The organism is Labrenzia sp. VG12, assembly GCF_002237595.1.
Taxonomy (GTDB): domain Bacteria; phylum Pseudomonadota; class Alphaproteobacteria; order Rhizobiales; family Stappiaceae; genus Roseibium.
In genome coordinates, this window is record NZ_CP022529.1 from 3,526,927 (window position 1) to 3,553,700 (window position 26,774).

Genomic DNA, 26,774 nt, shown 5'->3' on the forward strand with positions numbered 1-26,774 from the left:
CCTCAGACCAACAAAAAAGAGCGGCCCGAGAGCCGCTCTTTTGCTGTTCGCTGTTGCGCGACGACCTAGCCTTCCGGCATTGCCGGGCCGGCCATGCCGAGCGCGTGCATGTAAAGGTCCAGAACGGCCTCTTCCTCTTCGCGCTCATGCGGCTGTTTCTTGCGCAGGCTGACCACCTTGCGCAGGATCTTCACGTCATAGCCGTTGCCCTTGGCTTCCGCGTAGACATCCTTGATGTCGTCGGCAATGACCTTCTTTTCTTCTTCCAGGCGCTCGATGCGCTCCACGAATGCCCGCAGCTGATCGGCTGCCACTCCACCCGGATCGGACATGTTTTCAAGATCTCCTTGTTCTTGCTTCTTTGCTGTCGGATTGCGCAGCCCGTCAAAGGGCCGCAGAGGTTGGGATTGCTTTTCATTCCAGACGCAACAGCGCCGGAAGAGGCCTCAGTGCTGCGGCTTGTTCTGTTCAAACGCCGCCTTCTGTTCGGCACTGGCCTCGGTCTGGTATTTGTTTTTCCAGTCGTCATAGGGCATGCCGTAAACGATCTCCCGGGCGCCCGCCTTGTCGAGCTCAAGGCCCTTTTCAGCTGCAGCGTCCTGATACCAGTTGGACAGGCAGTTGCGGCAAAAGCCCGCCAGATTCATCATGTCGATATTCTGCACGTCCGTGCGGCTGCGCAGATGATCCACAAGACGGCGGAATACAGCGGCTTCCAGTTCCAGTTTGGTTTGTTCATCCATGCCCAGATCTCCTTGATCTCCGGTCAGCGCTCCCGAAGGACGCTCACTCCGTGTCGCTGCGCGACTTGAAATGCTGAATACGCCGGCACTCCAGGTTGCTGGCAATGGTTTTCAGGATCGGCTCCAGACGGTCCGCCCACTCCAGGGCGCCCGGCTGATCTGCAATAAGATCCTGGCGCAGTTCCAGAAGCACATGCGCGAGCCCTCGGCGCGATGCGTGCCGGTACATTGTGTCGTTTTTGAGAGCGCCGTCATATGGCTCATTGTCGCCCACAACAAGGTCTTCCTGAGCCCTCAACCCGTCCAGCATCGGCCGCACGGCGCGCGGATCGCTGTCCCACAGCACTGTGACGTGCCACGGCCGCGGCACGCCGCGCCAGACCGGTGTGAAACTGTGAATGGACACAATAACCGGCGGCGGCGCCTTGGCGACCATCACATCCAGCGTCTGGTCGATCAGGTCGTGGTAAGGCTTGTGAAAGGTCGCAATCCGGTGGGCGCGCTCGGCAGCATCCACCCATGCATTGCCCGGAACGACCGCGCCATCCGACAGGCGCATGATCAGGGTCGGGTCATCGTCGCCGCGGTTGGGGTCGATCAGAAGGCGGGAAAAAGTGGTCAGGCAGGCCGGGGCCTTGAGCCGCTGCGCCAGTTCGACTGTCACCGCCCTGGCGCCGATGTCATAACCGATATGACGTTCGAACTGCTCCGCCGGCACGCCCAGGTCGCCATATCCGGGCGGCACCGTGTTGCGGGCGTGATCACACAGTAGCAAGAGGCCGCTATCCGCGTTGCCGTTAATATATTCGGTTGGCTCAAACGCCACGCCAGAGGCGGCTGCAGTTTCTATCATTTCTTTCTTCGTGGAAATTTATGCGGCCTGCGATATGCAGGCGGTCAGGTTTACGTCAAACCGAGTTGTGAACCAAGACCCAATTCGTTCACATTGGCCGCGACGCGGAGAGTTTTCCAAATTGGCAAAGAAGTCTGCCATTTAAACACAGGTAGTTTTGCCAAGGAGGTCACTCCATTGTATACGCTTTATTGACAGCGAAATTCATTCTGAGGCGGTTCGGCCATGTTCCCGCCCCATTTCTGGCAACATAGGAGATGGGGCCGTCCATTTGGGCTAAATGAACGGGCGGTTTGGGAAACAAGTTTGGGCGAAAGCTTCCGGATCCTGTTAACGACGTTGACAAGTCCCCCTTGTCCACGCAAAAAGCGAATGTCTGTGAAGCAGCAAAGTGAACGACTGCATATGTTAAAGGTTGGGGAACGGTACCAGGGCTGGTTTCGGGCACGCATGAGCGCGCCTACAAAAGCTGCCTTTGCCGGTGTCCTCTCCGTGCTGCTTCTTTCCGCCTTCAGCGACGACGCCAGGGCCGATCTGCGCCTGTGCAACAAGACTGACAGCCAGGTCGGCGTTGCAATCGGCTACAAGGACAAGACCGATTGGGTCACTGAAGGCTGGTGGAACCTCGCTTCCAATTCCTGCGAGACACTGGTGCCGGGCGCATTGGTGTCACGATACTATTACATCTACGCAGTTGATTACGACCAATTCGGCGAATGGGGTGGCCGGGCCTTCATGTGCACCCGGGAAAAAGAGTTCACCATTCGCGGAATTGAGGACTGTGTAGCTCGCGGGTTTGAGCGGACAGGCTTCTTTGAAATCGACACGGGCGAACAGAGCAGCTGGACGGTCCAGCTGACCGAGCCCGTGCAACAGGGGACAGGTGGGCGATGAGGCGTAACCGACGAGTCAAGATACTGGCAACTCTCGGACCCTCTTCCTCAGAACAAGACATCATCGAAAAACTGTATCGCTCGGGTGCGGACGTGTTCCGCATCAACATGAGCCATACGGATCATGATCGTCTGAAGATGCTTGTGCAACGCATCCGTTCTGTTGAAGAGAATCTGGGACGGCCGATCGGCATTCTGGCAGATCTGCAGGGGCCGAAACTGCGTGTGGGCACCTTCGCCGACGGCCCGGTCATGCTGGAAAACGGCGCAACCTTCACACTGGACGCCGACACTTCCGGCGGCGATGTCAATCGCGTGCACCTGCCGCATCCGGAAATCCTGCAGGCGCTCGAGCCCGGTCACCGGCTGCTGCTCGATGACGGCAAGATCCAGCTGAAGGTGAAGGAAGCCAACCAGACCAAGGCCGTCACGGAAGTGGTCGTCGGTGGCAAGCTTTCCGACCGCAAGGGCGTCAGCGTTCCCGATTCGGAAATCAAGACCAGCGCCATGACCGAAAAGGACCACAAGGACCTGATCGCGGCTCTGGAACAGAATGTCGACTGGGTGGCGCTCTCCTTCGTGCAGCGCCCGGACGACATTGCCGAAGTTCGCAAGATCACCCGCGGCCGAGCCGGCGTGCTGGCCAAGATCGAAAAGCCCCAGGCCATTGGCCGGCTGGACGAAATCATCGAGCTTTCCGATGCCATCATGGTCGCCCGTGGCGATCTGGGCGTCGAACTGCCGCTGGAACAGGTTCCGGGTCTGCAGAAACGCATCACACGCGCCTGCCGCCGGGCCGGCAAGCCGGTGGTGATTGCCACACAGATGCTGGAATCCATGATTTCCGCGCCGGTCCCGACCCGCGCCGAGGTCTCCGACGTTGCAACGGCCGTCTTCGAGGGCGCCGATGCCGTCATGCTGTCTGCCGAATCGGCTGCCGGCGACTTCCCGGTGGAAGCCGTCTCCACGATGGACAAGATCGCGCAACAGGTGGAGCAGGACAACAACTACCGCACCATCATCTATGCGCAGCGGACCGAACCGGAAGCGACCGGCGCGGATGCGATTTCCGCGGCAGCCCGTCAGATTGCCGAAACGCTCAATCTGGCGGCCGTGGTCTGCTACACGACATCCGGTGCCACAGGCCTCCGGGCGTCCCGCGAACGGCCGTCCAGCCCGGTCATCGTGCTGTCACCGGTACTTGCCACTGCACGCCGCCTGTCGCTCGGCTGGGGCCTTCACTGTGTCGTCAGTGAAGATGCGGCCAACGAGGAAGACATGATCGACCGCGCCTGCCGCATTTCCTTCTCCGAAGGTTTTGCAAAACCGGGCCAGCGCATCATCGTGACCGCCGGTGTTCCGTTCGGCACGCCTGGATCCACCAACATGTTGCGGATTGCCTTTGTCGGCAATGATGGCCAGGGCGGCATTTAGGAATTCAATCGGTTGAACCGGGGTCAGAACTCATTGTTTTGATCGAAATGGCGCAAAACACCATAATCCATGAGACGATCAAGGCGGCTTCAGCCGCCTTTTTCATGCCTGACCAAATTGCAGCTCTGGTTCAGTGGTCGGGTCCGCGGCCCCGTTATGCAGTTCCATGCGGCTGAGCAATCGCTCAAGACCGACCACAATGTCGGCCGTGTGGGTGTGTTGCGGCATGTGACCGGCCCTGTCGAGCATCAGGACTTCGGCTGCCGGCAGGTCCGACAGGAGACCTTCACAATGGATCGACGGCCAGACAACCGTGTCTTCGGTCCCGGTCACGATCAACGCTGGCTGGTTCAGGCGCCGGTAGTCTCGTGACATGACGCGCACCGCTTCCTTGATGCTGCAGATCTGTGCCGCATTTGCCCGGAAGCTTTCCGGCCGGAACAACAGCGGCAAACGGATATCCCGAGCATAGGTTGCCGGCGCAGGGTCGGGATGAAACACGTTTTTCATCGCCGAGGGTGCCAGGCGCTCGCCCACCGGAAGTGTCAGTGTCCAGGTAAACAGCCAGCCCAGAACGGGCAGTGCCGCAAGCGTGTAGTACCAGTTGACACCGCCCGGCCAGACATGGCTGACCGGCGCCAGGAAAGCGAGGCCCCTGACCCGTTCCGGTGCGTGAAGCCCGAGTGCTGCGGTAACCGAACTGGCAAGCGAATGCCCGACGACCAATGCGTTCTCGATCTCAAGATGCTTCAGGAGCCCCGCGATCAGTGCGGCCTGCCCCGCCGGCGTGATATGCGCACCAGATCCGCGCTCCGAGAACCCCAGTCCCGGCCGGTCGACAAAGAGCGTCTCGGCCCGGCCCCGAAAGGCGTTTTGAAACGCGAGTTTCATATCGTAGGCATTGCCGCTGGCACCGTGCAGGAACACCAGAACGGGCCGCCCGCCACTAGCGGGTTCTGCCGGACAGTGATGATAGTGAAGGCGAACACCGTCAATGGTTGCAAAGGTGCCGTCCGGCGCAAACTGCGCCCGGATGCGGCGCACGCGCAAGACCGTATAGACGGCAGCCAGCACCACGAACAGAAAACACAGAAAGAGCAGGAAGGTCATAGGGCGGACATAGCACCATTGCGCGCCTGATCAAGAGCGCTTCGATGGCTTGAAGAGATGGCAAGCGTCAGGTGGGCTCACCCTCGGCGTCCTTTTCAAGGTCCTCGATCGCCTTCACGGCGTTCTCCAGACCCGGATTGACCTCAAGAGCCCGGCGGAACGTCTCAAGGGCGTCTCCCTCGAAGCCGAGACGGCGCTGAATGATCGCCAGGCCGGACAAGGCTCCCCAGTGACGCGGCTCCAGAGCCAGGGTGCGTTCGATATCGACAAGGGACTTGCCGAACTCCTCGCGCATGTAATGCACCGTCGCGCGGCGGTTCCAGCCCTCGGCAAAGGATGGTTTCAGGATCACCACCACGTCCAGGAGGTCCAGCGCCAGTGCGTGATCTTCCGCCTGGATGGCCTTGCCGGCCCGGGACATCAGGACGTCAACCGTTGCACTGCCGGACTCCATCCACATGATCTGGATGTTCCTGGCAATACGTGCGGCTGCTTTCGGGTCTTCGGCTTCTGCCAGATCGGCAAAGAGCTCGTCCAGCTTGTCCTGCTCCTCGTCCGGGTCTCCTTCCCCGACAGCAACCTTGCCCCCCTCTTCGGGAAGGTCTTCGGTGAGCGGGTTGAAATCCTCTGCAGACGGCGGCGCAGCCTCCGGGCCGAGATCCGGCACGGGCTGGGCACCGGCGAGCGAGGTGCTGAAACAAAACAGAAGGGCAAACACAAAAATCCGCATACAACGATTATGGGTCGCTGCATGCGGCGGTCAATCCGGGAATTTGACACATGTTCGTGCACGGAAGGTGCAAGGGCTCGGTTCTTCGGTTCGAAAAGCGTCTAGACGCTTCTTTCCAAAAGACTTTTCAACCCACGCACCGCAATCGGCACGACAACAAGCTTAGCCCTGGCGTGCCTTGAAACGCGGGTTTTTCTTGTTGATGATGTAGACACGGCCTTTCCGGCGAACCATGCGGTTGTCGCGGTGGCGGGTCATGAGCGCTTTAAGCGAATTCTTGATCTTCATGTCACTGTCCCCCTTAAGGGCCCTGCTTCTTTAAACCAAATGAGCGCCAAAGGCGCTCAGTTTCGATTGGATCGGCCTGGAAGCAGCAGCAGCTGATGCGCCTGTCTTCAGATCAATCCGCGCTTCATGAACCCTCAATCAGCGCAATAATGGTGGGCGTGACAGGGATTGAACCTGTGACCCCTTCGATGTCAACGAAGTGCTCTCCCGCTGAGCTACACGCCCGAATTTCTCGGTAGTCCGGCGCCCCAACGCCGTGGTGGAGTGCGATATAACGGGGATCAGCAGGGAGTGCAACCCCCCTTTTTCACCGAACCGTCAAAATTTCCCCAGCAAGGGCCGGCACACCAATCGGCCCTTGCGTCAGGTGGCCATCAGGCCGCCAGCATCCGCTCCACTTCCTGAACCAGGTCCTTGAGATGAAACGGCTTCGACAGGACCTTGGCGTCCTTTGGGGCGTCCGATTCCGGATTGAGCGCCACCGCGGCAAAACCGGTGATGAACATCACCTTCAGGTCCGGATCGAGTTCGGTCGCCCGCCGTGCCAGTTCGATCCCGTCCATTTCCGGCATCACGATGTCGGTCAGGAGCAGCGAGAACGGCTCTTCGCGCAAACGTTCATAGGCACTTTTGCCGTTATCGAACGAGACGACATCATAACCGGCATTTTCCAGCGCCTTGGCCAGAAAGCGGCGCATGTCATTGTCATCTTCGGCAAGCAGGATACGCGGCATCTTGATCGACCAGGTCCCTTATTCTATGGCGGTTGTGTTTCAGCCGGTTATAGCTCGAATTCCACAGAATGATAGGAAGAATTGGTTCTCCTTGGGTTTTGAGGTCATCACTGTGGACTGTGTGTTGATTCCTTGGCACCATGGGTGATCGCCAAATCGGGCGGGCAACGGGAAAAACAATTTGACGGACAATCAGAAGCCCTCATCAAAAGCTCCCTTTGAAGCCGACTTCAACGGCCTGCCAGCGTTCGATGTCCTGTGCCCCGCAGATCAGCGGATCCCCTTCGTTTTCAATTCGCCCCATTCCGGCCGGCAGTATTCAAAGAGCTTCCTGGAATCCTCGCGACTCGATGAAAAGTCCATTCGCCGTTCGGAAGATGCCTATGTGGACGATCTCTTCGCCCATGTGGTGCCGCTCGGTGCGCCATTGCTGCGCGCGCATTTCCCCCGCGCCTATCTGGATGTGAACCGCGAGCCCTATGAGCTCGACCCGAAGATGTTCGAAGGCCGGCTGCCGACTTACGCAAATGTGCGCTCGATCCGGGTCGCAGGCGGTCTCGGCACCGTCGCCCGCATCGTCAGTGAAAATCACGAGATCTACCGGCACAAGCTCCCGGTTCAAGAAGCGCTCAGCCGGGTCGAGGAAATCTACAAGCCGTATCATTCCACGTTGCGGCGTCTTCTTGCCCAGACCCACGTCACATTCGGCCATGCGGTGCTGATCGATTGTCATTCGATGCCCTCCAGCGTCAAATGCCAGACCACGGATACACGCCCGGATTTCATCCTGGGCGACCGGTATGGCACCAGCTGCAGCAGCGACCTGACCGAATTTGCCTGCACCATCCTGAAAGACATGGGATACAGCGTTTCCCGCAACAAACCTTATGCCGGCGGCTTCATCACGGAACATTACGGCCGTCCGTCAAGCGGCCTGCATGCCCTTCAGATCGAGATCAACCGTGGCCTATATCTGAATGAGGCCACGCAGGAACCCTCCGCAGGCTTCGGCGACCTGTTTCACAATCTGCGTGATTTTGCCCGCGAACTCACATCCATGCCGGATGCTGCCCTGCCCGCCGACTCCATCGCTGCCGAATAAAAAAAAGGCCGCACTCAAGAAATGAGGCGGCCCGAGTCTAGGGAGGAAACGCCCAAGGAGGGCGCGTGCAATACAACGTATCGCACCGCAATAAAATCGCATTGCACCGCACAAACGTCAAGCCTCCACACCCTCTCAAACTGAACAAAGTATGAGCAGTTAGAGCATTTCCCGTTCAGATTGGCGCCTTCTGCCGAAGCCAGTTTGGTTCAAGGTCAAGGAAGCTGACGAAGAGCGTGCTGGCGGCACGGTCGAGACAGCTTCCGCGGGCATTGAACCAAACTGGCCCGGCCCTTCGGATTTGTGTCTGGCGGCTGCCTGCTTTGTCGGACCGCTTGTCCATAGCCCCGCTATGGGCTGCCCGCCCCTCCGCGCAGATCACCTCGCCAGACCTCAAACAGAATGAGCCAATCTGACCGGGAAATGCTCTGATCAGGTTTTGCAGATTCATTTTTTTGCAGAACAGGTTATACAGGCGGCACTTCAGACTGACCTGATAATGACGGCGTGTTGCCCGGCGGAGGATATTGATGTCGCAGCCTGTTTCCAGCTCCCATGCTTATGCCTCTTTTTTGGACAGGCTTGCGGATGCGGCCAGCCACGCGATCATGCCGCATTTCCGGCAGGGCTTTGCGGTCGACAACAAATGGGACACCGGCTTCGACCCGGTAACGGTCGCCGACAGGAACGGCGAAACCGCCATGCGCGACCTGATCAACAAGGCCTATCCGGACCATGGCATCCTGGGCGAGGAACACGGCCCGGAAAATCTGGGCGCAGAACATGTCTGGGTGCTGGATCCGATCGACGGCACGAGAGCCTTTATCACCGGACTGCCGACCTGGGGCACGCTGATCGGGCTGAAGACCGAGGGCCGGCCCAGCCTGGGCATGATGGTGCAGCCCTATATCGGTGAACGCTTCGGTGGCGACGGCGCCATGGCCTGGTACCGGGGCCCGCTCGGCACCAACCGGATCTCGACCCGGGCCTGTGAAGACCTGAAGGACGCCACCATCTTCACCACCACACCTGCGCTCTTCAACGACAGCGAGCGCGCAGCCTTCGACCGTGTCGAAACCCAGGCCCAGCTGTCCCGCTACGGCACGGATTGCTACGCCTATTGCATGGTTGCCGCCGGTCATGGCGATGCCGTGATCGAATCCGGCCTTCAGGCCTACGACATTGTTGCTCTGGTACCGATTATTGAGGGGGCCGGCGGCGTTGTCACCACCTGGACCGGCGGATCGCCGGCAGAGGGCGGGCAGATCGTTGCATCCGGCACCCCCCGCCTGCACGAGATCCTGCTTCGAGAACTGGCCCTCACCTGATCATTGCGGTGTGGCCGCCCGTGGCATGACCTGCTGCGCGCGGTCCAGGTCCTGCTCCGCTTCATATCCCGGGACAAAGGCATCAAAAGCCGCCCAGAACTGATCGCGAAAAACATCGCGCTCGGTCATCAGTTCGTGCTCCGCCCCGGCAATTTCCACATAAGCGGCCGACTTGGTTCTGGAGACAAAATCCTCGATCATCGGCGTTGAGACGATCCGGTCACCTCCGGCCGCCAGCACCAGGCAGGGAAGTTTGATGTTCGGTCCCGCCTGACGTTTTCGAAGCGCCATCGCCGTTCTGCCCATGGCCGACAGCCAGCCGAAGGTCGGCGAACCGACACCCAGTTCCGGGGCTTTTTCAAGCACCTTGTTGAAGCGGTCGAACCGGACCCGGTCAGACGTCTGCCGGTTGCTCTCAAACGGTACAAACAGCTTGCCATTGCCGCCGGGGATGAACAACCGGCCAAGTCCGATCAATGACATGAACCGGGCCAGCCGGAAGCCGATCTTTTCCAGGAACCAGGAGGTCTTCGGCGCCTTGGCTTTGAGGGGTTCGCGGCCAAGAAGGCCAAGGCTGACAATGCGCAGGAGCCGCCGGCGGAGACCGCTAGCCCCCGGCAGCCAGGCCCCGGAGGGCAGGCCGAGCAACGGCGCCGTCAGGACCGCACGGTCCAGCATGGTTCTGAGCCGTTCCGTATCGGACAGCAGGACAAGAGCACCGGTCGAATGGGCCAATGCGAAATGCGGTCCCGGATAGGTGGCCAGGGACACTTCCTTCAGAACCGTTCTGAGATCGATGCGGAACTTCCTGAAATTCGAGACGTGCCCCCGCCTGGGGTTGCGGGTAACCCGCTGGGATCCACCCTGCCCCCGCCAGTCGAAGGCAACCACGGCAAATCCCCGATCACGCAGGTCCTGGATCACCTCGAAATACTTCTCGATGAATTCCGCGCGCCCCTGAAGCAAGGTGACGGTGCCCTTGCGCCGCGTCCCGCCCGCCGGCCAATGGGCATAGCGGATCCGGATGCGATCGGGTGTGGTCACAAAGCCGCACTGGGCCCCATCGGGCACCGGGTTGTCGGCCTGTCCAATCAGCGAGGCGCGTTTTTCTTTGCCGGGGTCTGCAGATTTTTTCTTTTTCAATCGGGTACCTGTCTCGCTCCAGGCAAGAGGACCGGCGGATATCTCGAATCAGCTGATACCGCGAATTCTTGCAGTCGTTATTGTCTCACACTGATAACCGCCCCGCTACCACCGAACAACAGCTTCAGGCCGGCTCCGACATGGAACCGGCCCTGAAAAGTCCCTGAAAATGCAACCTAGTACCAACGACCCTGCCAGTAGGGCCCGTGACGGTGACCGCGGCCGAGCGGGCGGCTGCGCACGATCTGCGCGGTACGGCTATCGACGACCAGCCGGAATTTCTGCCCGCCCCAGGCACGGGCCTTCACGATGTACATCGGGCCGCGGCGGTCGAGAATGCGGATCTTGTGGAAGCCCCGATGGCGCAGACTGCGGCGAATCTGGCGCGGTCCCATTTCATGGTACCCCCAGCCATTGTCCCAGCCATGACGGCGATGACCGTTGCGGCCGTTCTTCCCCCGGTGATCGACCTCGACAACCAGCTCGGACGGAGCCGGTTGAAACTTGAGATTGGCGGCTTGCGGCATCGCGGGGGCTGCACCGGCATAACCGATGGTTGCCAGCAGAAGGGCGCCGGCGATCGGGGCGGACAATTTGGAAACGGTCATGAACATCTGGTCTCTCCTGACGGCTCGGTCAGCACCGTGCTGACGTTGGAAAGACAATGCGCCAGGGCACTTGAACACAGCCGGAAGGCGGCGTTCATGTGCGGTTCAGGTTTTGCACCTGCGCGAGACTATCTCCCTCTTGAAATGAAAAATCCGAATGCCCAAATCCTGTAGTGCAGGCGCCAATGACGGGTCTGCACAGCGGTCCGGTCCCGCCAATCGGGGGACAGAAGGATGCGCAAACCAAACGAAGTATCAGTTGCTCAAAGAGAGGACAAATACATGCGTCACTTAGACTTTTCTCCGCTTTACCGGTCCACCGTCGGGTTCGACCGTCTCTTCTCCATGCTCGACAGCGCCGGCAATGAAGCGCCGAGCTATCCGCCCTACAACATCGAGCGCACTGGCGAGAACGCCTATCGCATCACCATGGCCGTCGCCGGCTTCACCGATGCGGAATTGAGCGTGGAAGCCAAGGAACACGTGCTCACCATCAAGGGCGAAAAATCCGAGGAAGACAGCGACCGCGAAGTTCTTTACCGCGGCATCGCCTCGCGCACCTTCGAGCGCCGCTTCCAGATTGCTGAACATGTCCGCGTGGAAGGCGCCAGCCTGGAAAACGGCCTGCTCCATGTCGATCTCGTGCGCGAGATCCCGGAAGCCATGAAGCCGCGCAAGATCGAGATCAGCTCCGGCTCCGCCAAGCAGATCGAATCAACCGCGCACTAATCATCGCCTTCGCGGCATAAGAATGCAGGGCGCCTGGGAAACCGGGCGCCTTTTTTAAGTCATGGACACCATTTGATGAGCCCAGGAAATCTGCGTGGCACGTGAGTGTCATCCCGGACAAGCGAAGCGCAGATCCGGGCCCCACTCGCCGCACCGCTTGTCCAGGCAGCAGATCTCTGGAAGCGAGCAGGCTCCGGATCTCCCTTCTGTCGTCCGGGGTGACACAGCAATGTGTCACAGACCCACCGTCAAAGATTGATCATCCCACCGCCGCCAGAACCTTCAGGAACGCATCCACGTCTTCGTCGGAGGTTGCGAAGCTGCAGACCATGCGGAAACAGACCTCGTCATCTGCCGGAGCGTGATCGTGCGCGAGCTCCTTGGCCGGCCATTCATAGATCAAGGCGCCCGCCGCCTGGAGCGCATCGAACTGGCTGCGTTTCAGGATCGGGAACAGTTCATTGGCTTCAACCGGCCAGGCCGTCCGACCGCCCCGGCTGCGGATGCCGTCCGCCAGCCGGCTCGCCATGGCATTGGCGTGGCTCGCCGTCGTCAGCCAGTTGTCATCCTCGAAATAGCCATCGAACTGGGCCGCCACAAACCGGCTCTTGGAAAAAAGGTGCCCGCCACGCTTGCGGAAATACTCAAAACCTTTGGCGGCTTCCAGATCGAAAAACACCACCGCTTCCGCGCACCAGCAGCCATTCTTGGTGGCGCCGAAGGAGAGCACGTCGACCCCGGCTTTCCAGGTCATGTCGGCCGGTGTGCAGCCGAGCGTCGTCAGGGCGTTCGCAAAGCGTGCACCATCCATGTGCAGCGGCACCGACCGCTCAGCGCAAACCGCCTTGAGAGCGGCAATCTCGTCAAGCGTATAGACCGTTCCGCTTTCCGTTGCCTGGCTGAGAGAGACAGAGGCCACCTGGCCGTGATGCACCACGCCGTCCGGAAAGGCTGCCATAGCCTCTCTCAAACCTTCCGGCGTCATCTTGCCATTCGGCCCGCCGACACTGACCAGCTTGCCGCCGGACGTCATGAATTCCGGGCAATTGCACTCATCGACCTGGATATGGGACTCCCGGTGGCAGAAGATCGCGCCGCCCGGTTTGGCGTAGGCGGCGAGCGCCAAGGAGTTGGCCGCGGTACCGGTGGCGACGAAATAGACGGCCACCTCCCGCTCGAAAATCCTGGTGAAGGTCTCGGCAACGGACGCGGTCAGCGGGTCCGTGCCATAAGCCGGCGCAAAGCCGGAATTATGGCGGGAGAGCGCCGACATCACCGCCGGAGCCGCACCCGCCCAATTGTCACTGGCAAAATTCATGTGCCGGTTTAATCAGCTCGTCGAGAAACCGGCAACATGATTTTAATCGTAATACATTTCCCGCTTGCGATAGGATCGGCCGAGCAGCCAGTCGAGCGAGACCACGCCCGGGCCCTTCAGGGTCGGCACCAGAAGCAGGAAGATCCAGAGCAGGCGATCATCGGCAATTGTCGAATAGGGATCATTGTCGAACAGCGAACCGATGGTCTTGGCATCGACGCCATGCCCATAGATGTCAACATAGGTCATCACGCAGATGAAGACGATCATGCCGAGGCTGGCAAAGCGGGTAAAAAGCCCAACCACGACAAGCGCTGGCAGAATGAATTCGCCCCAGGTCCCGAGCAGGACGATCAAGCCGTAGGGGAAAAACGCTACCTGGCTGGTGTCATAGCTGACCTGCTCCATCAGCTTGGGCAACATTTGTGCGTAGGCGCCCGCCGTCGGCGTGAAGATGTTCATCACACTGCCACCGATCTTGGTCTCAGCCGATTTCCAGAAGAAATCCAGCAGAACTGCCGCAAAGATGAGCCGCGAGGCAAGTCCGAGAAACCAGCCATTGGTCAAGCGTTCCAGCGTCCCGAAAACGAACGTGTACAAACGTACGAATAATCCGATCAATGCACCCATAGTTACCCCCTTCCCGGTTCTGTCAGCGTCCGGGTTCAGTCAGTCTCGGCCGTTGCAAGGCCTTGAAAAGCACCATTTGAAAGACAATCCGACAGGCTGTCGGACAGTGAAAACGTCGGGCAGTTCTCCTGGGCCGCCAGTGCGGCTTCCCCAAGCGATTGCCCGTTGAAAAGACCCTGCAGGAACAGGTCAGCGCCCGGGCGCAACGACATCAGCTCGACGTCGAGCTCCGGCCGCGTGATCAGGACCGGCTGGGCTGTGCCCAGATCGATCTCGACCTCTTCGTCAAACCGGTTGGCCCGGAGCAAGTCCAGGACCGGCCAGGCCGTGGAGATTACCCAGGCAGCCGGGTGACGCCGAAACCGGGCATCGCCAACCTCGCCCGGCGGCAGTGCCCCCAGTTCCGTAGGGTCCATCGGTGCGGCATCCTCAGCATGATAGGCCTGCAGCCACGCCCACTCCACCCGCGCCACATCCGCAAGATAGGGATAGGCTTCCAGCGGCGGAAAAGTTTCGACAAAATCCGGAAACTCCGCGCCATACCAGATCAGAACCGGCGATTGCGGCGGGGTCCGGGAGACAAAGGCCCGCACCAGGGCGTTGAAGTAGTCCTCGCCCAGCAGGGCCTTGATCGACGGGTAGGTTTTCCCGAGCGCCTCGCACAGGCTGACAACCACGTTGTTCCGGTAGACGTTGAACCGTTTCGGCGCGGGTTTTCCGTCCGGTCCAACGATCCCCTCGGGAAGGGGACTGTCCGGATCGAGCAGGGCCGCGCTGAAATGGACGCTGCTGTCAGGCTTCAAGGATGTCATTGCGCTCTTCATCTCAGCCGGCTTGCTTGAGCGGCCGGTCGGCGGCTTCGGCCAGGATGCGATCGGCGGCCTGTGCTTCGGCAAGCAGCACCGGCCAGGCCGGCACATCGTTGTCCCATTCGATCAAGGTTGGCAGCGGCCCGGTTTTCCGGAGCACCAATTCGTAGAGCGCCCAGACAGCCTCGTCGACTTCCCGGTCGTGGGCATCGATCAGCAGCGGCCGGCCGGCATCGTCGGTGTCGGGCGCATGTCCGCCCAGATGAAGTTCACCGACGGCATCCATCGGGAATTCGGCCAGATAGTCTTCGGCGGAGCGCTCGTGATTAATGGACGAGACATGGACATTGTTGACGTCGAGCAGCAGCCCGCAGCCGGTCCGACGCGTGATTTCCGTCAGAAAATCGATCTCGCTCATCGTGCTCTGCGCGAAGGCGACATAGGTCGACGGATTTTCAAGGAGCATGCGCCGGCCGACGGTCTCCTGGACCTCGTCGATATGATCGCAGACCCGCTGGAGCGTTGTCCCGTCATAGGGCACCGGCAGGAGGTCGTTGTAATAGGTGGTGTCATGGGTCGACCAGGCGAGATGCTCTGAAAAGAGGCCCGGTTGGTAACGCCTGTTCAATTCGGCAAGACGGGCGAGATGTGCCTTGTCCAGCGGGCCTTCACCGCCGATGGAAAGCCCGACACCGTGCAGGGACAGGGGATAGATCTCGCGAATGGCTTCCAGCAGCCGGTGCGGCGCACCGCCCGCCCCCATGTAGTTTTCCGCATGAACTTCGAAAAACCCGAGATCCGCCCGGCTTTCCAGAATTTCGGGAATGTGCTCGCCCTTCAGTCCCGCGCCTGCCCGCGCAGGCACATCGGCGGGGATGCGGGTCGCGGTCGGGAATTGGGCGGTCATTCTGTACTCCGGGTCGATGACACAGACATCCGGCAGGCGGTTGTTTTCCCGCCTGCCCGAATGGTGTGGCCGCATCTGCGGCCGGGCGACAGGCCCCTATCAGGCTTTCGGCAGGTCGCGGTCAAGCGCGGTCAGAGAGCCCTTGCGGCCGTCCGGCAAGTCCATGGTCACACAGGTGCCCTTCGGAACGAGGGTCCAGGCATTGCCCTGATAATCGACGGTGGACGTACCGGCACATGTGGTGCCCGGGCCCGCGGCACAGTCGTTCTTGCCGGCCAGGGAAACACCATAGCACTTTTCCTTGGCCTGGGCATTGGCCGGGGCGGTCGTGGACAGGCCTGCAACGGCGGTAGCAACGGCACCTGCGACAATCGCTGCGGTCATAGCCTTCTGCGTCATTTCGAACTCCTCTGGTCGAACAATAGATTCAATATCGGCCGCCACCCAATTTCGACTGCGCGGCGCAGTTCGTAATGGAGCATATTGCCGATAAATAGGAAATCAAACGGCTGTGACCATTTTGAGAGCAGTTTGTTCAATGTCTTAACAAACGCAAGAATCTTACCCAAAACCGCGCCCAAATGACCATTCCGGACGAATGGAACTTTTTGCGCGAAACAATTATAATGCGCCCACGCAGAAACACTCTTGCTCCTGGCGGTGAAATCTGTCATGTTCGCGCCGCCTGGAATAGGACAGGGATACTGTCCCAATTACTGAAGGGCGCCGGACGGGTCCAAGGGCCGCGGCGGACGTGGTGAACAGGCAGACCATCAGGCGGATCCGGGGAGGATTCGCATAGAGGCGGGACAAGATGTCCCGGCAGCGGCAGGGCCGCTGCGTCAATGCGGCGGTTTGTTTTGATGAACCGGCGCGGTTAATACACAACAGAGCCGGGGCAGACGAGCCAGGGTTCGCCGAGCCGCATTCTTGATGGAATGCGACCCGAACGGAACCGGACGCTTTATGCCACGGTGGCACTGGGGTTAACAGTGAGGGCGCACATGACGAGACGAGAGCTGACGACCAGCACAGCCATGCAAGCCGGGGGAGACGTCGAAAAGACCACCGCCACCCGAACTCTTGCCGAACGACTGGGCACGGCCGCCGACAAAGGGCTCTACGATCCGTCGCGCGAACACGATGCCTGTGGCGTGGGCTTTGTTGCCCACTTGAAGGGCGAGAAGTCCCACAAGATCATCTCCGACGGTCTGCAGGTCCTTGAGAACCTGACTCACCGCGGCGCCGTTGGCGCAGATCCGCTGATGGGCGATGGCGCCGGCATGCTGATCCAGATGCCGCACACCTTTTTTGCCGAAGAGCTGGCCGCCGCCGGCACACCGCTTCCGGAAGCCGGTGAATATGGCGTCGGTTTCATCTTCATGCCGCAGGACGACGCCCTGCGCGCCAAGTGCACGGAAATCGTCGAGCGTGTCATCAAGGCCGAAGGCCAGGATCTGATCGGCTGGCGCGATGTTCCCGTCGACAATTCCTCGCTCTCCAAGGCACCTGACATTGCCGCGACCGAGCCGGTGTCGCGCCAGGTGTTCATCAGAAAATCCAATGGCGACGACGACAATGCGTTCGAGCGCCGCCTCTACGTGCTGCGCAAGGTCATTTCCAACACCGTGCGCGCCGAGACCGATGCGGTCGAAAAGGGCTTCTACATTGTTTCCCTGTCGAGCCGCACCATCGTCTACAAGGGCATGTTCCTCGCCTACCAGCTCGGCGCTTATTATGCCGACCTGAAGGACGAGCGCTTTACATCCGCCCTGGCCCTGGTGCACCAGCGTTTCTCGACAAACACCTTCCCGTCCTGGGACCTGTCCCACCCTTACCGGATGGTGGCTCATAACGGCGAGATCAACACGCTGCGCGGCAATGTCAACTGGATGGCCGCGCGCCAGGCCTCTGTCTCCTCCGCGCTGCTGGGTGACGACATTTCCAAGCTCTGGCCGATTTCCTATGAAGGACAGTCGGACACGGCCTGTTTCGACAACGCGCTCGAATTCCTGACCATGGGCGGTTACTCGCTCGCCCATGCAGCGATGATGCTGATCCCGGAAGCCTGGGCCGGCAATCCGCTGATGGACGACAACCGCCGCGCCTTCTACGAATATCATGCGGCCCTGATGGAACCGTGGGACGGCCCGGCCGCCGTTGCCTTCACCGATGGCCGCCAGATCGGCGCAACCCTTGACCGCAACGGCCTGCGTCCGGCCCGCTACATCGTGACGGACGAAGACTTCGTCATCATGTCCTCCGAAGTCGGCGTGCTGCCAGTGGACGAGGAGCGCGTCGTCCAGAAATGGCGCCTGCAGCCGGGCAAGATGCTGCTGATCGACCTGGAAGAAGGCCGCATCGTCTCCGACGACGAGATCAAGCGCCAGCTGTCAACGGCCAACCCCTACAAGGACTGGCTGCACCGCTCGCAGATCGTTCTGGAAGACCAGCCGGGCGTGCGTCAGCGCGCACCTGTGGCCGGTGAGAGCCTGCTCGACCGTCAGCAGGCCTTCGGCTATACCCAGGAAGACATCAAGCTGCTGATGACGCCAATGGCCACTGTCGGCCAGGAAGCCATCGGCTCCATGGGCACCGACACGCCGATCTCGGCGCTGTCCGACAAGTCCAAGCTGCTTTACACCTATTTCAAGCAGAATTTCGCGCAGGTCACCAACCCGCCGATCGACCCGATCCGTGAAGAGCTGGTGATGAGCCTGGTGTCGTTCATCGGCCCGCGCCCGAACATCTTCGACCTGAAAGGCGCCTCGACCTCGAAGCGCCTGGAAGTCCGCCAGCCGATCCTGACCAACGAGGACCTGGAAAAGATCCGCGCCATCGGCGATGTGGCGGACAATCAGTTCTCCGCCAAGACGCTGGACATTACCTATAATGCCGAAAAAGGCGCCGGCGGCATGGAAAGCGCGCTCGACGAGCTTTGCCAGCGCGCCGAAAAGGCCGTCCGCGACGGTTACAACATCATCATCCTGTCCGACCGCCTGATCAACCGGTCCCGGATCGCGATCCCGGCCCTGCTGGCGACCGCGGCCGTGCACCATCACCTGATCCGCAAGGGACTGCGCACCTCCGTCGGTCTCGTGGTTGAAACCGGTGAAGCCCGCGAAGTCCATCACTTCTGCGTTCTGGCCGGCTATGGTGCGGAAGCGATCAACCCGTATCTCGCCTTCGAGACCCTGCTCTCCATGCATATGGAGATGGACTTCCCGGAAGAGGTCGATCAGTACGAGGTCGTCGAGCGCTACATCAAGTCGATCGACAAGGGCATCCTGAAGGTCATGTCCAAGATGGGCATCTCGACCTACCAGTCCTATTGCGGCGCGCAGATCTTCGATGCCGTCGGTCTCGGCACCGACTTCGTCAAGAAATACTTCTTCGGCACCGCCACCATGATCGAGGGCATCGGCCTTGCCGAAGTCGCCGAGGAAACCGTGCAGCGCCACGAGGAAGCCTTCGGTGATGTCGCCATCCTGCGTCGCTCGCTGGAAGTCGGCGGTGAATATGCCTACCGGACCCGCGGCGAAAGCCACATGTGGACGCCGGACAGCATCGCCACCTTGCAGCATGCGGTACGCTCCAAGCTGCCGGACATGTACCGGGCCTTCGCCAAGGAAGTGAACGAGGAAAGCGGCCGTTATGCGATCCGTGGACTGTTCCGGGTGAAATCCGCCGAGGAAATCGGCACCACGCCGATCGACCTTGACGCCGTCGAGCCGGCTGAGGACATCGTCAAGCGCTTCGTCACCGGCGCCATGTCCTTCGGTTCGATCTCGCGCGAAGCCCATTCGACGCTGGCGATCGCCATGAACAAGATCGGCGGCAAGTCGAACACCGGTGAAGGCGGCGAGGAACCGGAGCGGTTCAACCCGCTGCCGGACGGATCCCAGAACCCGCAGCGCTCCGCCATCAAGCAGGTGGCCTCCGGCCGCTTCGGCGTGACCACCGAGTATCTGGTCAACTCCGACATGATCCAGATCAAGGTCGCCCAGGGCGCCAAGCCGGGCGAAGGCGGCCAGCTGCCGGGCCACAAGGTGGATGCGGTGATCGCGAAAGTCCGCCACTCCACTCCGGGCGTCGGCCTGATTTCGCCGCCGCCGCACCACGACATCTATTCGATCGAGGATCTGGCACAGCTGATCTACGATCTGAAGAACGTCAATCCGGAAGCCGACATTTCCGTCAAGCTGGTCTCCGAGGTCGGTGTCGGCACCGTTGCCGCCGGCGTCGCCAAGGCCCGTGCCGACCACATCACCATTTCCGGCTATGACGGTGGCACCGGCGCGTCGCCGCTGACCTCGATCAAGCATGCCGGCAGCCCCTGGGAAATCGGCCTGGCCGAGACCCAGCAGACCCTGGTGCTCAACGGCCTGCGCTCGCGCATTGCGCTTCAGGTCGATGGCGGCCTGCGCACCGGGCGTGATGTTCTCGTCGGCGCGCTGCTCGGTGCAGACGAGTTCGGCTTCTCGACCGCTCCGCTGATCGCAGCCGGCTGTCTGATGATGCGCAAGTGTCACCTCAACACCTGCCCTGTGGGCATTGCGACCCAGGACCCGGTCCTGCGCAAGCGCTTCAAGGGCACGCCGGAACATGTCATCAACTACTTCTTCTATGTTGCCGAGGAAGTTCGGGAACTGATGGCAGGCCTCGGTATCGCGAAACTGGACGATCTGATCGGCCGGTCCGACTATCTCGACAAGAACGCCGCTCTCGAGCACTGGAAAGCCAAGGGCCTCGACTTCTCGCGGATCTTCTTCCAGCCGGAAGCAGCTCCTGAGGAGACCCGCTGGACGGCGCGCCAGGAGCACCCGATCGTCGACATCTTGGACCGCCGCCTGATCGCAGCTGCCCAGCCGGCGCTGGATAGCCGCGAGCCGACAATTGTCAACGAGACCATCTGCTCCGTCGACCGCTCCGTCGGTGCGATGCTGTCGGGTGAAATCGCCAAGCGCTACGGCAGCAAGGCGCTGAAGAAACCCGACACGCTGACCGTCAACCTGACGGGCACGGCCGGACAGGCCTTCGGTGCCTTCGTCGCCCGCGGCGTGACCATGAACCTGGTCGGCGATGCCAATGACTATGTCGGCAAGGGTCTTGCCGGGGGCAAGCTGATCGTACGCCCGCCGGAAAACACGCGGATCGTCGCCGAAAACTCGATCATTGTCGGCAACACGGTGCTTTACGGGGCGACGGAAGGCGAATGTTACTTCCGTGGCGTCGCCGGTGAACGTTTTGCCGTGCGCAACTCAGGTGCCGTCGCCGTTGTCGAAGGTGTCGGCGACCACGGCTGTGAATACATGACCGGCGGTGTTGTCGTTGTCATCGGCCAGACCGGCCGCAATTTCGCGGCCGGCATGTCCGGCGGCATCGCCTATGTGCTCGACGAGGACGGCTCTTTCGGCTCACGCTGCAACCTGGCCATGGTCGACCTGGAGCCGGTAACGGAAGAAGACGACCTTCTGGAAAAGCTGCATCACCATGGCGGCGACATCGAGCACAAGGGCCGCGTGGACCTTTCGTGCGACATGACCCGTCACGATGACGAGCGCCTGCGCCAGATGCTGACCAAGCACGTGGAGTACACGGGCTCGACCAAGGCACAGGCAATCCTGGACGACTGGACCACCTACCGTCCGAAATTCGTCAAGGTCATGCCGGTCGAATACCGCCGGGCGCTGCGCGAAATGGAAGAGCAACGTCTGGGGATGGTTGCCGCCGAATAACCCCGGCACTTGAACAACAGGGCTCTCGGCCGGACTGGCCGGCCGATCGAGCCACCTTGTGAACGAGATTAGTTATGAGGAGGTCACCTTGGGCAAGGTAACCGGTTTTCTGGAAATCGATCGGCAGGAACAGAAGTATCAGCCTGCATCCGACCGTATTCGCCATTTCCGCGAGTTCACCATTCCGCTGAACGATCAGGAAGTCGCCAACCAGGCGGCCCGCTGCATGGATTGCGGCATTCCGTTCTGTCACGGCCCGACCGGCTGCCCGGTCAACAACCAGATCCCGGACTGGAACGACCTGGTCTTCCAGGGCGACTGGGACCTGGCGCTGCGGAACCTGCACTCCACCAACAACTTCCCGGAGTTCACCGGCCGCATTTGCCCGGCCCCCTGCGAGGAAGCCTGCACGCTGAACCTGGAAGACATTCCGGTCAACATCAAGAGCGTGGAACAGGCGATTGCCGACAAGGGCTGGGAGCAGGGCTGGATCGTGCCCGAGCCGTCCGCGACCAAGACCGGCAAGGCCGTGGCCATCATCGGCTCCGGCCCGGCCGGCATGGCCGCTGCCCAGCAGCTCGCCCGCGCCGGCCACACGGTGCATGTCTACGAGCGCGAGCCGAAGGCCGGTGGCCTGCTGCGCTACGGCATTCCCGATTTCAAGATGGAAAAGCACTACATCGACAAGCGCGTGAGCCAAATGGAAGCCGAGGGTGTGACTTTCCATTATGGCGTCAATGTCGGTGTCACCGTCAGCATGGAAGAACTGACCGAACGCCACGACGCCGTGATCCTGTGCGCCGGCGCCGAGCGCCCGCGTGATCCGGGCGTCGAGGGCATGGAGATGGAAGGCTGCCACTGGGCCATGCCGTATCTCGTACAGCAGAACCGCCGCGTCGGCGGCGAGCCGGAAGGCGACGAAGCGCCGATCTGGGCAGGTGGCAAACATGTCGTCGTCATCGGTGGCGGCGACACGGCCTCCGACTGCGTCGGCACCGCGTTCCGCCAGGGCGCGCTGTCCGTGACCCAGCTCGATATCCGGCCGATCCCGCCGCTGAAGGAAGACAAGATGACCGTCTGGCCATACTGGCCGACGAAATTCCGCACCTCTTCCAGCCAGGCGGAGGGCGCTGAGCGCGAATTCTCCGCAGCCACCCTTGGTCTCGTCGGCGAAGACGGCAAGGTGGAAGGCGTCAAATGCGCCCGCGTTGACGAAAAACGCCGCCCGATCGAAGGCACCGAGTTCATCCTGCGCGCCGATCTCGTGCTGGCCGCCATCGGCTTCTCCGGCCCGCTGCTCGATACTTACGTTGCCGAAGCCGGTGACAGTCTGGAACTGGACGGCCGCACCAACGTCAAGGCCAACACCGACGACTACAAGACCTCGATCGACAAGGTCTTTGCCGCCGGTGACGTCCGCAAGGGCCAGTCTCTGGTTGTCTGGGCCATCCGCGAAGGCCGCCAGGCCGCCCGTGCCGTCGATCTTTACCTGACCGGCGAAACAGACCTGCCGCGATAAGACATTTGCCAGACATTACAAGGAAGCCGCCGGCTCACGCTGGCGGCTTTTTCTTTTTCTAAGGATTGAGCAACGTCACTGCCCGGGCGGGCGAATCGTGACCGAGATCCGTGTCCCCACACCCTTCGGAGCCACCGGAGCCTCCGAAAGCGGGCCACGCAACCCCGGAACGTCCAGGACCGGCACATCGTCCGTTTCGACGGCCACCGCCTCCGGCATTTGCGGGTTGTCCACCCGGCCTCGCATGGGCTGTAGCGGCTCGCCCTGAACGAAGAAACGGTAGGCGCGGCTCTTCGGGTCCATGGACCGCTCGTCCTCGCCCCCCATGAGGAGCGCCTCCGGCGATGTGGTCCGGCCCGTCAGAACGATGAAATTCGGATCATCCTCGACCCCTTCAAAGGCAAGTCCGCCATAGCTGCCGAGAAGGCGTAACAGCTCGCGTTCGACGAAAAAGGCGACTTTCCGGTATCCGTCCCAGGTAAAACCGATACGGTCACCGGTTCGAAGCCGCGCATTTTTGCCGTCGACATTCGGGCCGAAGGAAGAATAGCTGCCGTCCTGGGCCAGAAAGATGTCCCAGATGTCAACGTAGCGCACCCGCCGGTCTGCCGCTGCTGTTTCGTAAATCGAATTCAGCTGCGTGAAGTCCGCGTTGATGAGCTTGTTGTTGGTGGGCGGCAGACCGGCCCAGACAAGCGGCTTCTTCTCCTGGCGAACAACGCGCACCAGGGCGTTCACCTTGCTGCGATAGGTTTCCAGCCACTCCTCGGTCATGAACTCGACCGGCGGGTCGCCCGGGAAAGTCTTGCTCAGGTCGCGTTGCCCGATCATGACGACAACGGCCTTCACGTCCCCGCCGCGAATTTTGGAGAGGACATCAGTTGCCCAGTCCGGCGGTGTCTCTCCTGTAAAGCCGGCCTTGTCCTGCGTGACGGGCTCAACCCGGATATGGGGCTTGTCGGCGAGCATGAATTTCAGCCCGTCCGCGACACCGCGCGCCATCCGGTCGCCAACCACGACGATCAGGCCGGCGTCCGGGTCCTTCGGCACGCTTTCAAACTTGGGCGGCGCACCGGCAGGACGGCTCACCTTCGGACGTTGCTGGGTTTTGGGCTGTTTCTTGTTGCGTCGCTCACCACCGAACAGGCGTTGCAGAGGCGCAAACGGATTGAAGCCCCGGAACGGGCCGTTCTGTGCAACGACGATTTCCTGATCGGGGATCGTTTGCGCCAGGGCAAGATCCATCGGCTCGGCCAGCAAGGCAAAGGCAAGCACGGCAGCAGCACATCGCGCCGTTTTTGCCCTGCTCTTCAAGCTGCTTGCCTGCCGCTTTGGAATGCGCACTCGCGGGTCCTCAATGAAGCTCTCTTCAGCCCGAGTTTAGCTGCCGAGTTTCAACCGCGCCAGCAAAACCACGGAGGCATACCCGTCCGGTATCATGCCGCGCGACTTCTGATAGGCACGAATACCGCGCCGCGTTGCCGGACCGATCTTGCCATCCGCGGCGCCAACCGAGAATCCGTGCCGGTTCAGGAGCGACTGCAGTTCTGCGGTCTCCGACCGGGTCAGCGGCAGATGTTCCCGCGACCAGTCTCCCGCGAGCGGTCCACCGCCGATGATCCGATCTGCAAGATGCCCGACCGCCAACGCGTAAGCCGTGGCGTTGTTGTAACGCTTGATGACATAGAAATTGCGCAGCATCAGGAAAGCCGGGCCGCTGGCACCGGCCGGCAGCACCAGGATGCCCTTGTCAGACGGGCGCGGGAAACCCCTGCCATTGGAGCGGCGCACGCCATAACGGCTCCACTCGCCAAGCGTCAGCGTCTTGTCGCCATCGGCCAGATGATAGTCGAACCCGGCCGGCAGCTTGACTTCGTATCCCCAGGTCTTGCCGGTCTGCCAACCATGCTTTTTCAGATAATTGGCCGTCGAGGCCAGAGCATCGGGGATAGAAGTCCAGATGTCGCGGCGGCCGTCGCCATTATAGTCGGCGGCATAGGCTTTCCAGCTGGAAGGCATGAACTGGGTGTGCCCCATGGCGCCTGCCCAGGATCCTTCCATGTCGTTGAAACGGACATGGCCCGCCTGCACGATGGCCAGCGCGGTGAGGAGTTCCTTCTGCCAGAAGCTCTTGCGGCGCGGGGCCGCGTAGGCAAGCGTTGCCAGAGCCTGGATGACATTGTGCCGGCCCATGAAGCCGCCATAGTTGGTCTCCATGCCCCAGATCGCTAGCACCGCCTCACGGTCCACGCCGTATCTGGCTTCAATCTGCTTCAAGACCGGACCATATTCGCGCAGCATCTCGCGGCCCTTTTCGACCCGCGTATCGGAGACGGCGCTGTCCAGATATTCCCAGATCGGCTTGACGAACTCGGACTGCTTGTTCATCAGCCGGATCGTGTCGTCATCCGGCTTCATGCCGGTAAAGACAGCATTGTAGGTCTGCGCCGAAATGCCCGCAGCCTGGGCTTTTGGCCAAAAGCCCCGGACAAACTTGTCGAAACCCGGATCGGCCTGGGACGGCGCGGTCAGGCCGATGAGCGCCATCATCCAGAGGATGGCGCACAGTCCCACGGTCCGCACCAAGCGGAACGGCGATTTCACAGAGGGTCCAGAAAAGGGCAAAGACATCATTCTGTCAGCAGTCCGTTGCACAACATTACGCATTAGGGCCTCCTTGACGCCCAATTTCGTGTCTGTTCTGCCCCCGCCCATGAATGGTCTAGCTTTGGTTACTGTATAGTTAATGACGGAACCGAAGCCCGGCTTCAATAGCGTTTTCCGTATAATCGCTGCCGTCCTGCGAACTGTCGAAGCGGCGATGGGTGTAATCCGCCGTCAATGCCACATTCTGTGTCAGGGCGAAGGTGACCCCGCCGAAGCCGGTCAACGTGTTTTCTTCAATGTCGGCACCTTCATAGGTCCGATAGCTGTAGCCGAGCCCGGTTTCCGCGACCAGGCGATCACTGAAGCCATGGGCAAGCCTCAGATCCCCCGAATAGATGATCGACCCGCTCGCTCCGTCAATATCTGTTGAGGAAAAACTTGTGCCAAGGCCAGCCGTCACGGTGGTCAAGCGGCTGGGGGACCAGACAAGAGACCCGTCGAGCACCAGGCCCGTCAAGGCATCCAGGCGGCTGTCCTCGATGTCCTCGATGCGCCAGCCCACCCCAAGTTCGCCGGTAATCTTCGGTCCGGACGCAATGGTCACACCACCGCGCAGCTGATAACCGTTGGCGTCACGTTTTTCGCACAGGCTGTCGCTGCAGGTCTGGTCATAGCGCCTCAGCAGCAGCGAGCCTTCGACAAAGGGCGAAATCACGCTGTCGGTGTTTCCATCCAGACGCAGACTGGCGGAATAGAGCGTATTGTCCCGGCCACTTTGCGAGGAACCGCCATCGGTCGTGTAGATGTTTCGATCCACACCCAGCGACGCTGTCGCCGCAACAATGCCGACGGCCCGCGTGGCACTCAGATCGCCCGAGATCTCCTGGTTGTGATCCGTGCCCGATGAGGTCGATTCCGCGCTGCCATCTTCCTCGCGCGTATAAGAATAGGCAAGACTGGTGGTCACCCGGGTGGCCTCGCTGATGTCCAGCCGCAGGTTTGCCGCCGCGAAAACCGAAGCGTCGTCATCGTCGGAATTGCCCGGATACCCTGTATAGGTGCCACGCAGGGAGACGTCGAACTGGTGCCGCGACCAGTCGGACGTCAAGGAAAGGTCCGGAGAGATCCTGTAGAGGCTTCCCGATGAGCCTGAGGACGAACGGGCCGTGTTGTCCGTATAGCCCCCGGTGACCGTGACCTGTGGCGTGAAGGTGAACGACCCGAGACGGATGCCGTCAGCAGCATCAAATGTGGTGTCTCCGCCGAAAACACTGTCATCAATCCCGGAACCATTCAAAGGAACGGCTCTGCCGACGGCCGCGATCCGGTCGGAGAAGGGCCGCACCGGCGTGACCCTGCCATTGGTGCCGAGCCCGCTCGAGCCTGTCTCCGCCGCGGCGGAATTGAGCGTTGAACGCAGGGAAAAGACGTTGGCCTGTGTCGGATTCGGATCAGCTGCGTCAGCAGCCTGATCGGACGTGTCTTCAGCATTAAGAGGGCTGTCCGCGTCGGAACTGCCACGCAAGTCTCCCAAGGCTGTCTGAGCAGCAG

24 protein-coding genes and 1 tRNA gene are annotated in these 26,774 nt (G+C 61.0%); 7 read left to right on the forward strand and 18 right to left on the reverse strand.

Features of this window, described 5'->3' with window-relative positions; translation table 11 throughout:
* Positions 1–65: 65 nt before the first annotated feature.
* The 3 genes from CHH27_RS16290 to CHH27_RS16300 all read right to left on the reverse strand — a co-directional run bounded on the left by CHH27_RS16290 (position 66) and on the right by CHH27_RS16300 (position 1,596).
* Positions 66–332 carry a DUF2312 domain-containing protein gene (locus CHH27_RS16290; RefSeq protein WP_094072519.1) on the reverse strand — a complete coding sequence of 89 codons (267 nt, stop codon included), beginning with the start codon at positions 330–332 and terminating at the stop codon, positions 66–68.
* 114 nt (positions 333–446) lie between these two features.
* On the reverse strand, positions 447–743 hold the full coding sequence (locus CHH27_RS16295) for a DUF1244 domain-containing protein (RefSeq protein ID WP_094072520.1): 297 nt from the start codon (positions 741–743) through the stop codon (positions 447–449).
* Positions 744–786: 43 nt separating this feature from the next.
* Positions 787–1,596, reverse strand: a complete 810-nt coding sequence (locus CHH27_RS16300; protein WP_094072521.1) for an N-formylglutamate amidohydrolase — start codon at positions 1,594–1,596, stop codon at positions 787–789.
* Positions 1,597–2,046: 450 nt separating this feature from the next.
* Between CHH27_RS16300 and CHH27_RS16305 the strand changes: the two genes are divergently transcribed.
* The gene (locus CHH27_RS16305) at positions 2,047–2,490 is read left to right on the forward strand and encodes a DUF1036 domain-containing protein (protein ID WP_094072522.1); all 444 of its coding nucleotides are present in this window, start codon (positions 2,047–2,049) and stop codon (positions 2,488–2,490) included.
* Positions 2,487–3,923, forward strand: a complete 1,437-nt coding sequence (gene pyk, locus CHH27_RS16310; protein ID WP_094072523.1) for a pyruvate kinase — start codon at positions 2,487–2,489, stop codon at positions 3,921–3,923. The genes CHH27_RS16305 and pyk overlap by 4 nt, the downstream gene beginning before the upstream one ends.
* 102 nt (positions 3,924–4,025) lie before the next feature.
* Here pyk and CHH27_RS16315 read toward each other — a convergent pair whose 3' ends face one another.
* The 5 genes from CHH27_RS16315 to cpdR form a co-directional block, all read right to left on the reverse strand.
* Positions 4,026–5,033: an alpha/beta fold hydrolase gene (locus CHH27_RS16315; protein WP_094072524.1), complete on the reverse strand. Its 1,008-nt coding sequence runs from the start codon at positions 5,031–5,033 to the stop codon at positions 4,026–4,028.
* Positions 5,034–5,100: 67 nt separating this feature from the next.
* Complete coding sequence (locus CHH27_RS16320) at positions 5,101–5,763, reverse strand: tetratricopeptide repeat protein (protein ID WP_094072525.1); 663 nt, start codon at positions 5,761–5,763, stop codon at positions 5,101–5,103.
* A 162-nt stretch (positions 5,764–5,925) separates the two neighbouring features.
* Positions 5,926–6,051: a type B 50S ribosomal protein L36 gene (gene ykgO / locus CHH27_RS16325; RefSeq protein WP_006932207.1), complete on the reverse strand. Its 126-nt coding sequence runs from the start codon at positions 6,049–6,051 to the stop codon at positions 5,926–5,928.
* A gap of 150 nt (positions 6,052–6,201) precedes the next feature.
* Positions 6,202–6,276, reverse strand: a tRNA-Val gene (locus CHH27_RS16330).
* 149 nt (positions 6,277–6,425) lie between these two features.
* Complete coding sequence (gene cpdR, locus CHH27_RS16335; protein ID WP_068409675.1) at positions 6,426–6,785, reverse strand: cell cycle two-component system response regulator CpdR; 360 nt, start codon at positions 6,783–6,785, stop codon at positions 6,426–6,428.
* 238 nt (positions 6,786–7,023) lie between these two features.
* Here cpdR and CHH27_RS16340 point away from each other — a divergent pair, with 238 nt between their 5' ends.
* Together CHH27_RS16340 and hisN are read left to right on the forward strand one after the other, a co-directional pair.
* The gene (locus CHH27_RS16340) at positions 7,024–7,887 is read left to right on the forward strand and encodes an N-formylglutamate amidohydrolase (protein ID WP_247646299.1); all 864 of its coding nucleotides are present in this window, start codon (positions 7,024–7,026) and stop codon (positions 7,885–7,887) included.
* A 530-nt stretch (positions 7,888–8,417) separates the two neighbouring features.
* Positions 8,418–9,215, forward strand: a complete 798-nt coding sequence (gene hisN, locus CHH27_RS16345; RefSeq protein ID WP_094072527.1) for a histidinol-phosphatase — start codon at positions 8,418–8,420, stop codon at positions 9,213–9,215.
* Here hisN and CHH27_RS16350 read toward each other — a convergent pair whose 3' ends face one another.
* Together CHH27_RS16350 and CHH27_RS16355 are read right to left on the reverse strand one after the other, a co-directional pair.
* Positions 9,216–10,358 carry an alpha/beta fold hydrolase gene (locus CHH27_RS16350; protein ID WP_208988252.1) on the reverse strand — a complete coding sequence of 381 codons (1,143 nt, stop codon included), beginning with the start codon at positions 10,356–10,358 and terminating at the stop codon, positions 9,216–9,218.
* A 176-nt stretch (positions 10,359–10,534) separates the two neighbouring features.
* The gene (locus CHH27_RS16355) at positions 10,535–10,966 is read right to left on the reverse strand and encodes a hypothetical protein (protein WP_157738959.1); all 432 of its coding nucleotides are present in this window, start codon (positions 10,964–10,966) and stop codon (positions 10,535–10,537) included.
* Between the two features lie 282 nt (positions 10,967–11,248).
* On the opposite strand from CHH27_RS16355, the gene CHH27_RS16360 reads away from it, so the two are divergent.
* Complete coding sequence (locus tag CHH27_RS16360; RefSeq protein WP_094072529.1) at positions 11,249–11,695, forward strand: Hsp20 family protein; 447 nt, start codon at positions 11,249–11,251, stop codon at positions 11,693–11,695.
* A gap of 259 nt (positions 11,696–11,954) precedes the next feature.
* Here the strand turns inward: CHH27_RS16360 and CHH27_RS16365 are convergent, their stop codons facing one another.
* The 5 genes from CHH27_RS16365 to CHH27_RS16385 all read right to left on the reverse strand — a co-directional run bounded on the left by CHH27_RS16365 (position 11,955) and on the right by CHH27_RS16385 (position 15,758).
* Positions 11,955–13,013: a low specificity L-threonine aldolase gene (locus CHH27_RS16365; RefSeq protein WP_094072530.1), complete on the reverse strand. Its 1,059-nt coding sequence runs from the start codon at positions 13,011–13,013 to the stop codon at positions 11,955–11,957.
* A 42-nt stretch (positions 13,014–13,055) separates the two neighbouring features.
* Positions 13,056–13,643 (reverse strand): DoxX family protein, encoded by a 588-nt coding sequence (locus tag CHH27_RS16370; RefSeq protein WP_094072531.1) that lies wholly within the window; start codon positions 13,641–13,643, stop codon positions 13,056–13,058.
* A 35-nt stretch (positions 13,644–13,678) separates the two neighbouring features.
* Positions 13,679–14,455 (reverse strand): DUF2063 domain-containing protein, encoded by a 777-nt coding sequence (locus tag CHH27_RS16375; protein ID WP_208988253.1) that lies wholly within the window; start codon positions 14,453–14,455, stop codon positions 13,679–13,681.
* Between the two features lie 13 nt (positions 14,456–14,468).
* Positions 14,469–15,359 (reverse strand): DUF692 family multinuclear iron-containing protein, encoded by an 891-nt coding sequence (locus CHH27_RS16380; protein WP_094074810.1) that lies wholly within the window; start codon positions 15,357–15,359, stop codon positions 14,469–14,471.
* A gap of 99 nt (positions 15,360–15,458) precedes the next feature.
* The gene (locus tag CHH27_RS16385) at positions 15,459–15,758 is read right to left on the reverse strand and encodes a DUF2282 domain-containing protein (RefSeq protein WP_094072533.1); all 300 of its coding nucleotides are present in this window, start codon (positions 15,756–15,758) and stop codon (positions 15,459–15,461) included.
* A 605-nt stretch (positions 15,759–16,363) separates the two neighbouring features.
* Here CHH27_RS16385 and gltB point away from each other — a divergent pair.
* Entirely contained in the window at positions 16,364–21,097 is a 4,734-nt protein-coding gene (gene gltB, locus CHH27_RS16395; RefSeq protein ID WP_094072535.1) for a glutamate synthase large subunit, read from the forward strand.
* A gap of 88 nt (positions 21,098–21,185) precedes the next feature.
* Positions 21,186–22,616 (forward strand): glutamate synthase subunit beta, encoded by a 1,431-nt coding sequence (locus CHH27_RS16400; protein ID WP_094072536.1) that lies wholly within the window; start codon positions 21,186–21,188, stop codon positions 22,614–22,616.
* Positions 22,617–22,691: 75 nt separating this feature from the next.
* Here CHH27_RS16400 and CHH27_RS16405 read toward each other — a convergent pair whose 3' ends face one another.
* The 3 genes from CHH27_RS16405 to CHH27_RS16415 form a co-directional block, all read right to left on the reverse strand.
* Positions 22,692–23,960, reverse strand: a complete 1,269-nt coding sequence (locus CHH27_RS16405; protein WP_208988254.1) for a DUF459 domain-containing protein — start codon at positions 23,958–23,960, stop codon at positions 22,692–22,694.
* A gap of 36 nt (positions 23,961–23,996) precedes the next feature.
* Positions 23,997–25,190, reverse strand: a complete 1,194-nt coding sequence (locus CHH27_RS16410; RefSeq protein WP_371681731.1) for a lytic murein transglycosylase — start codon at positions 25,188–25,190, stop codon at positions 23,997–23,999.
* A 169-nt stretch (positions 25,191–25,359) separates the two neighbouring features.
* The gene (locus CHH27_RS16415; protein ID WP_208988255.1) at positions 25,360–26,748 is read right to left on the reverse strand and encodes an outer membrane beta-barrel protein; all 1,389 of its coding nucleotides are present in this window, start codon (positions 26,746–26,748) and stop codon (positions 25,360–25,362) included.
* Positions 26,749–26,774: the final 26 nt, after the last annotated feature.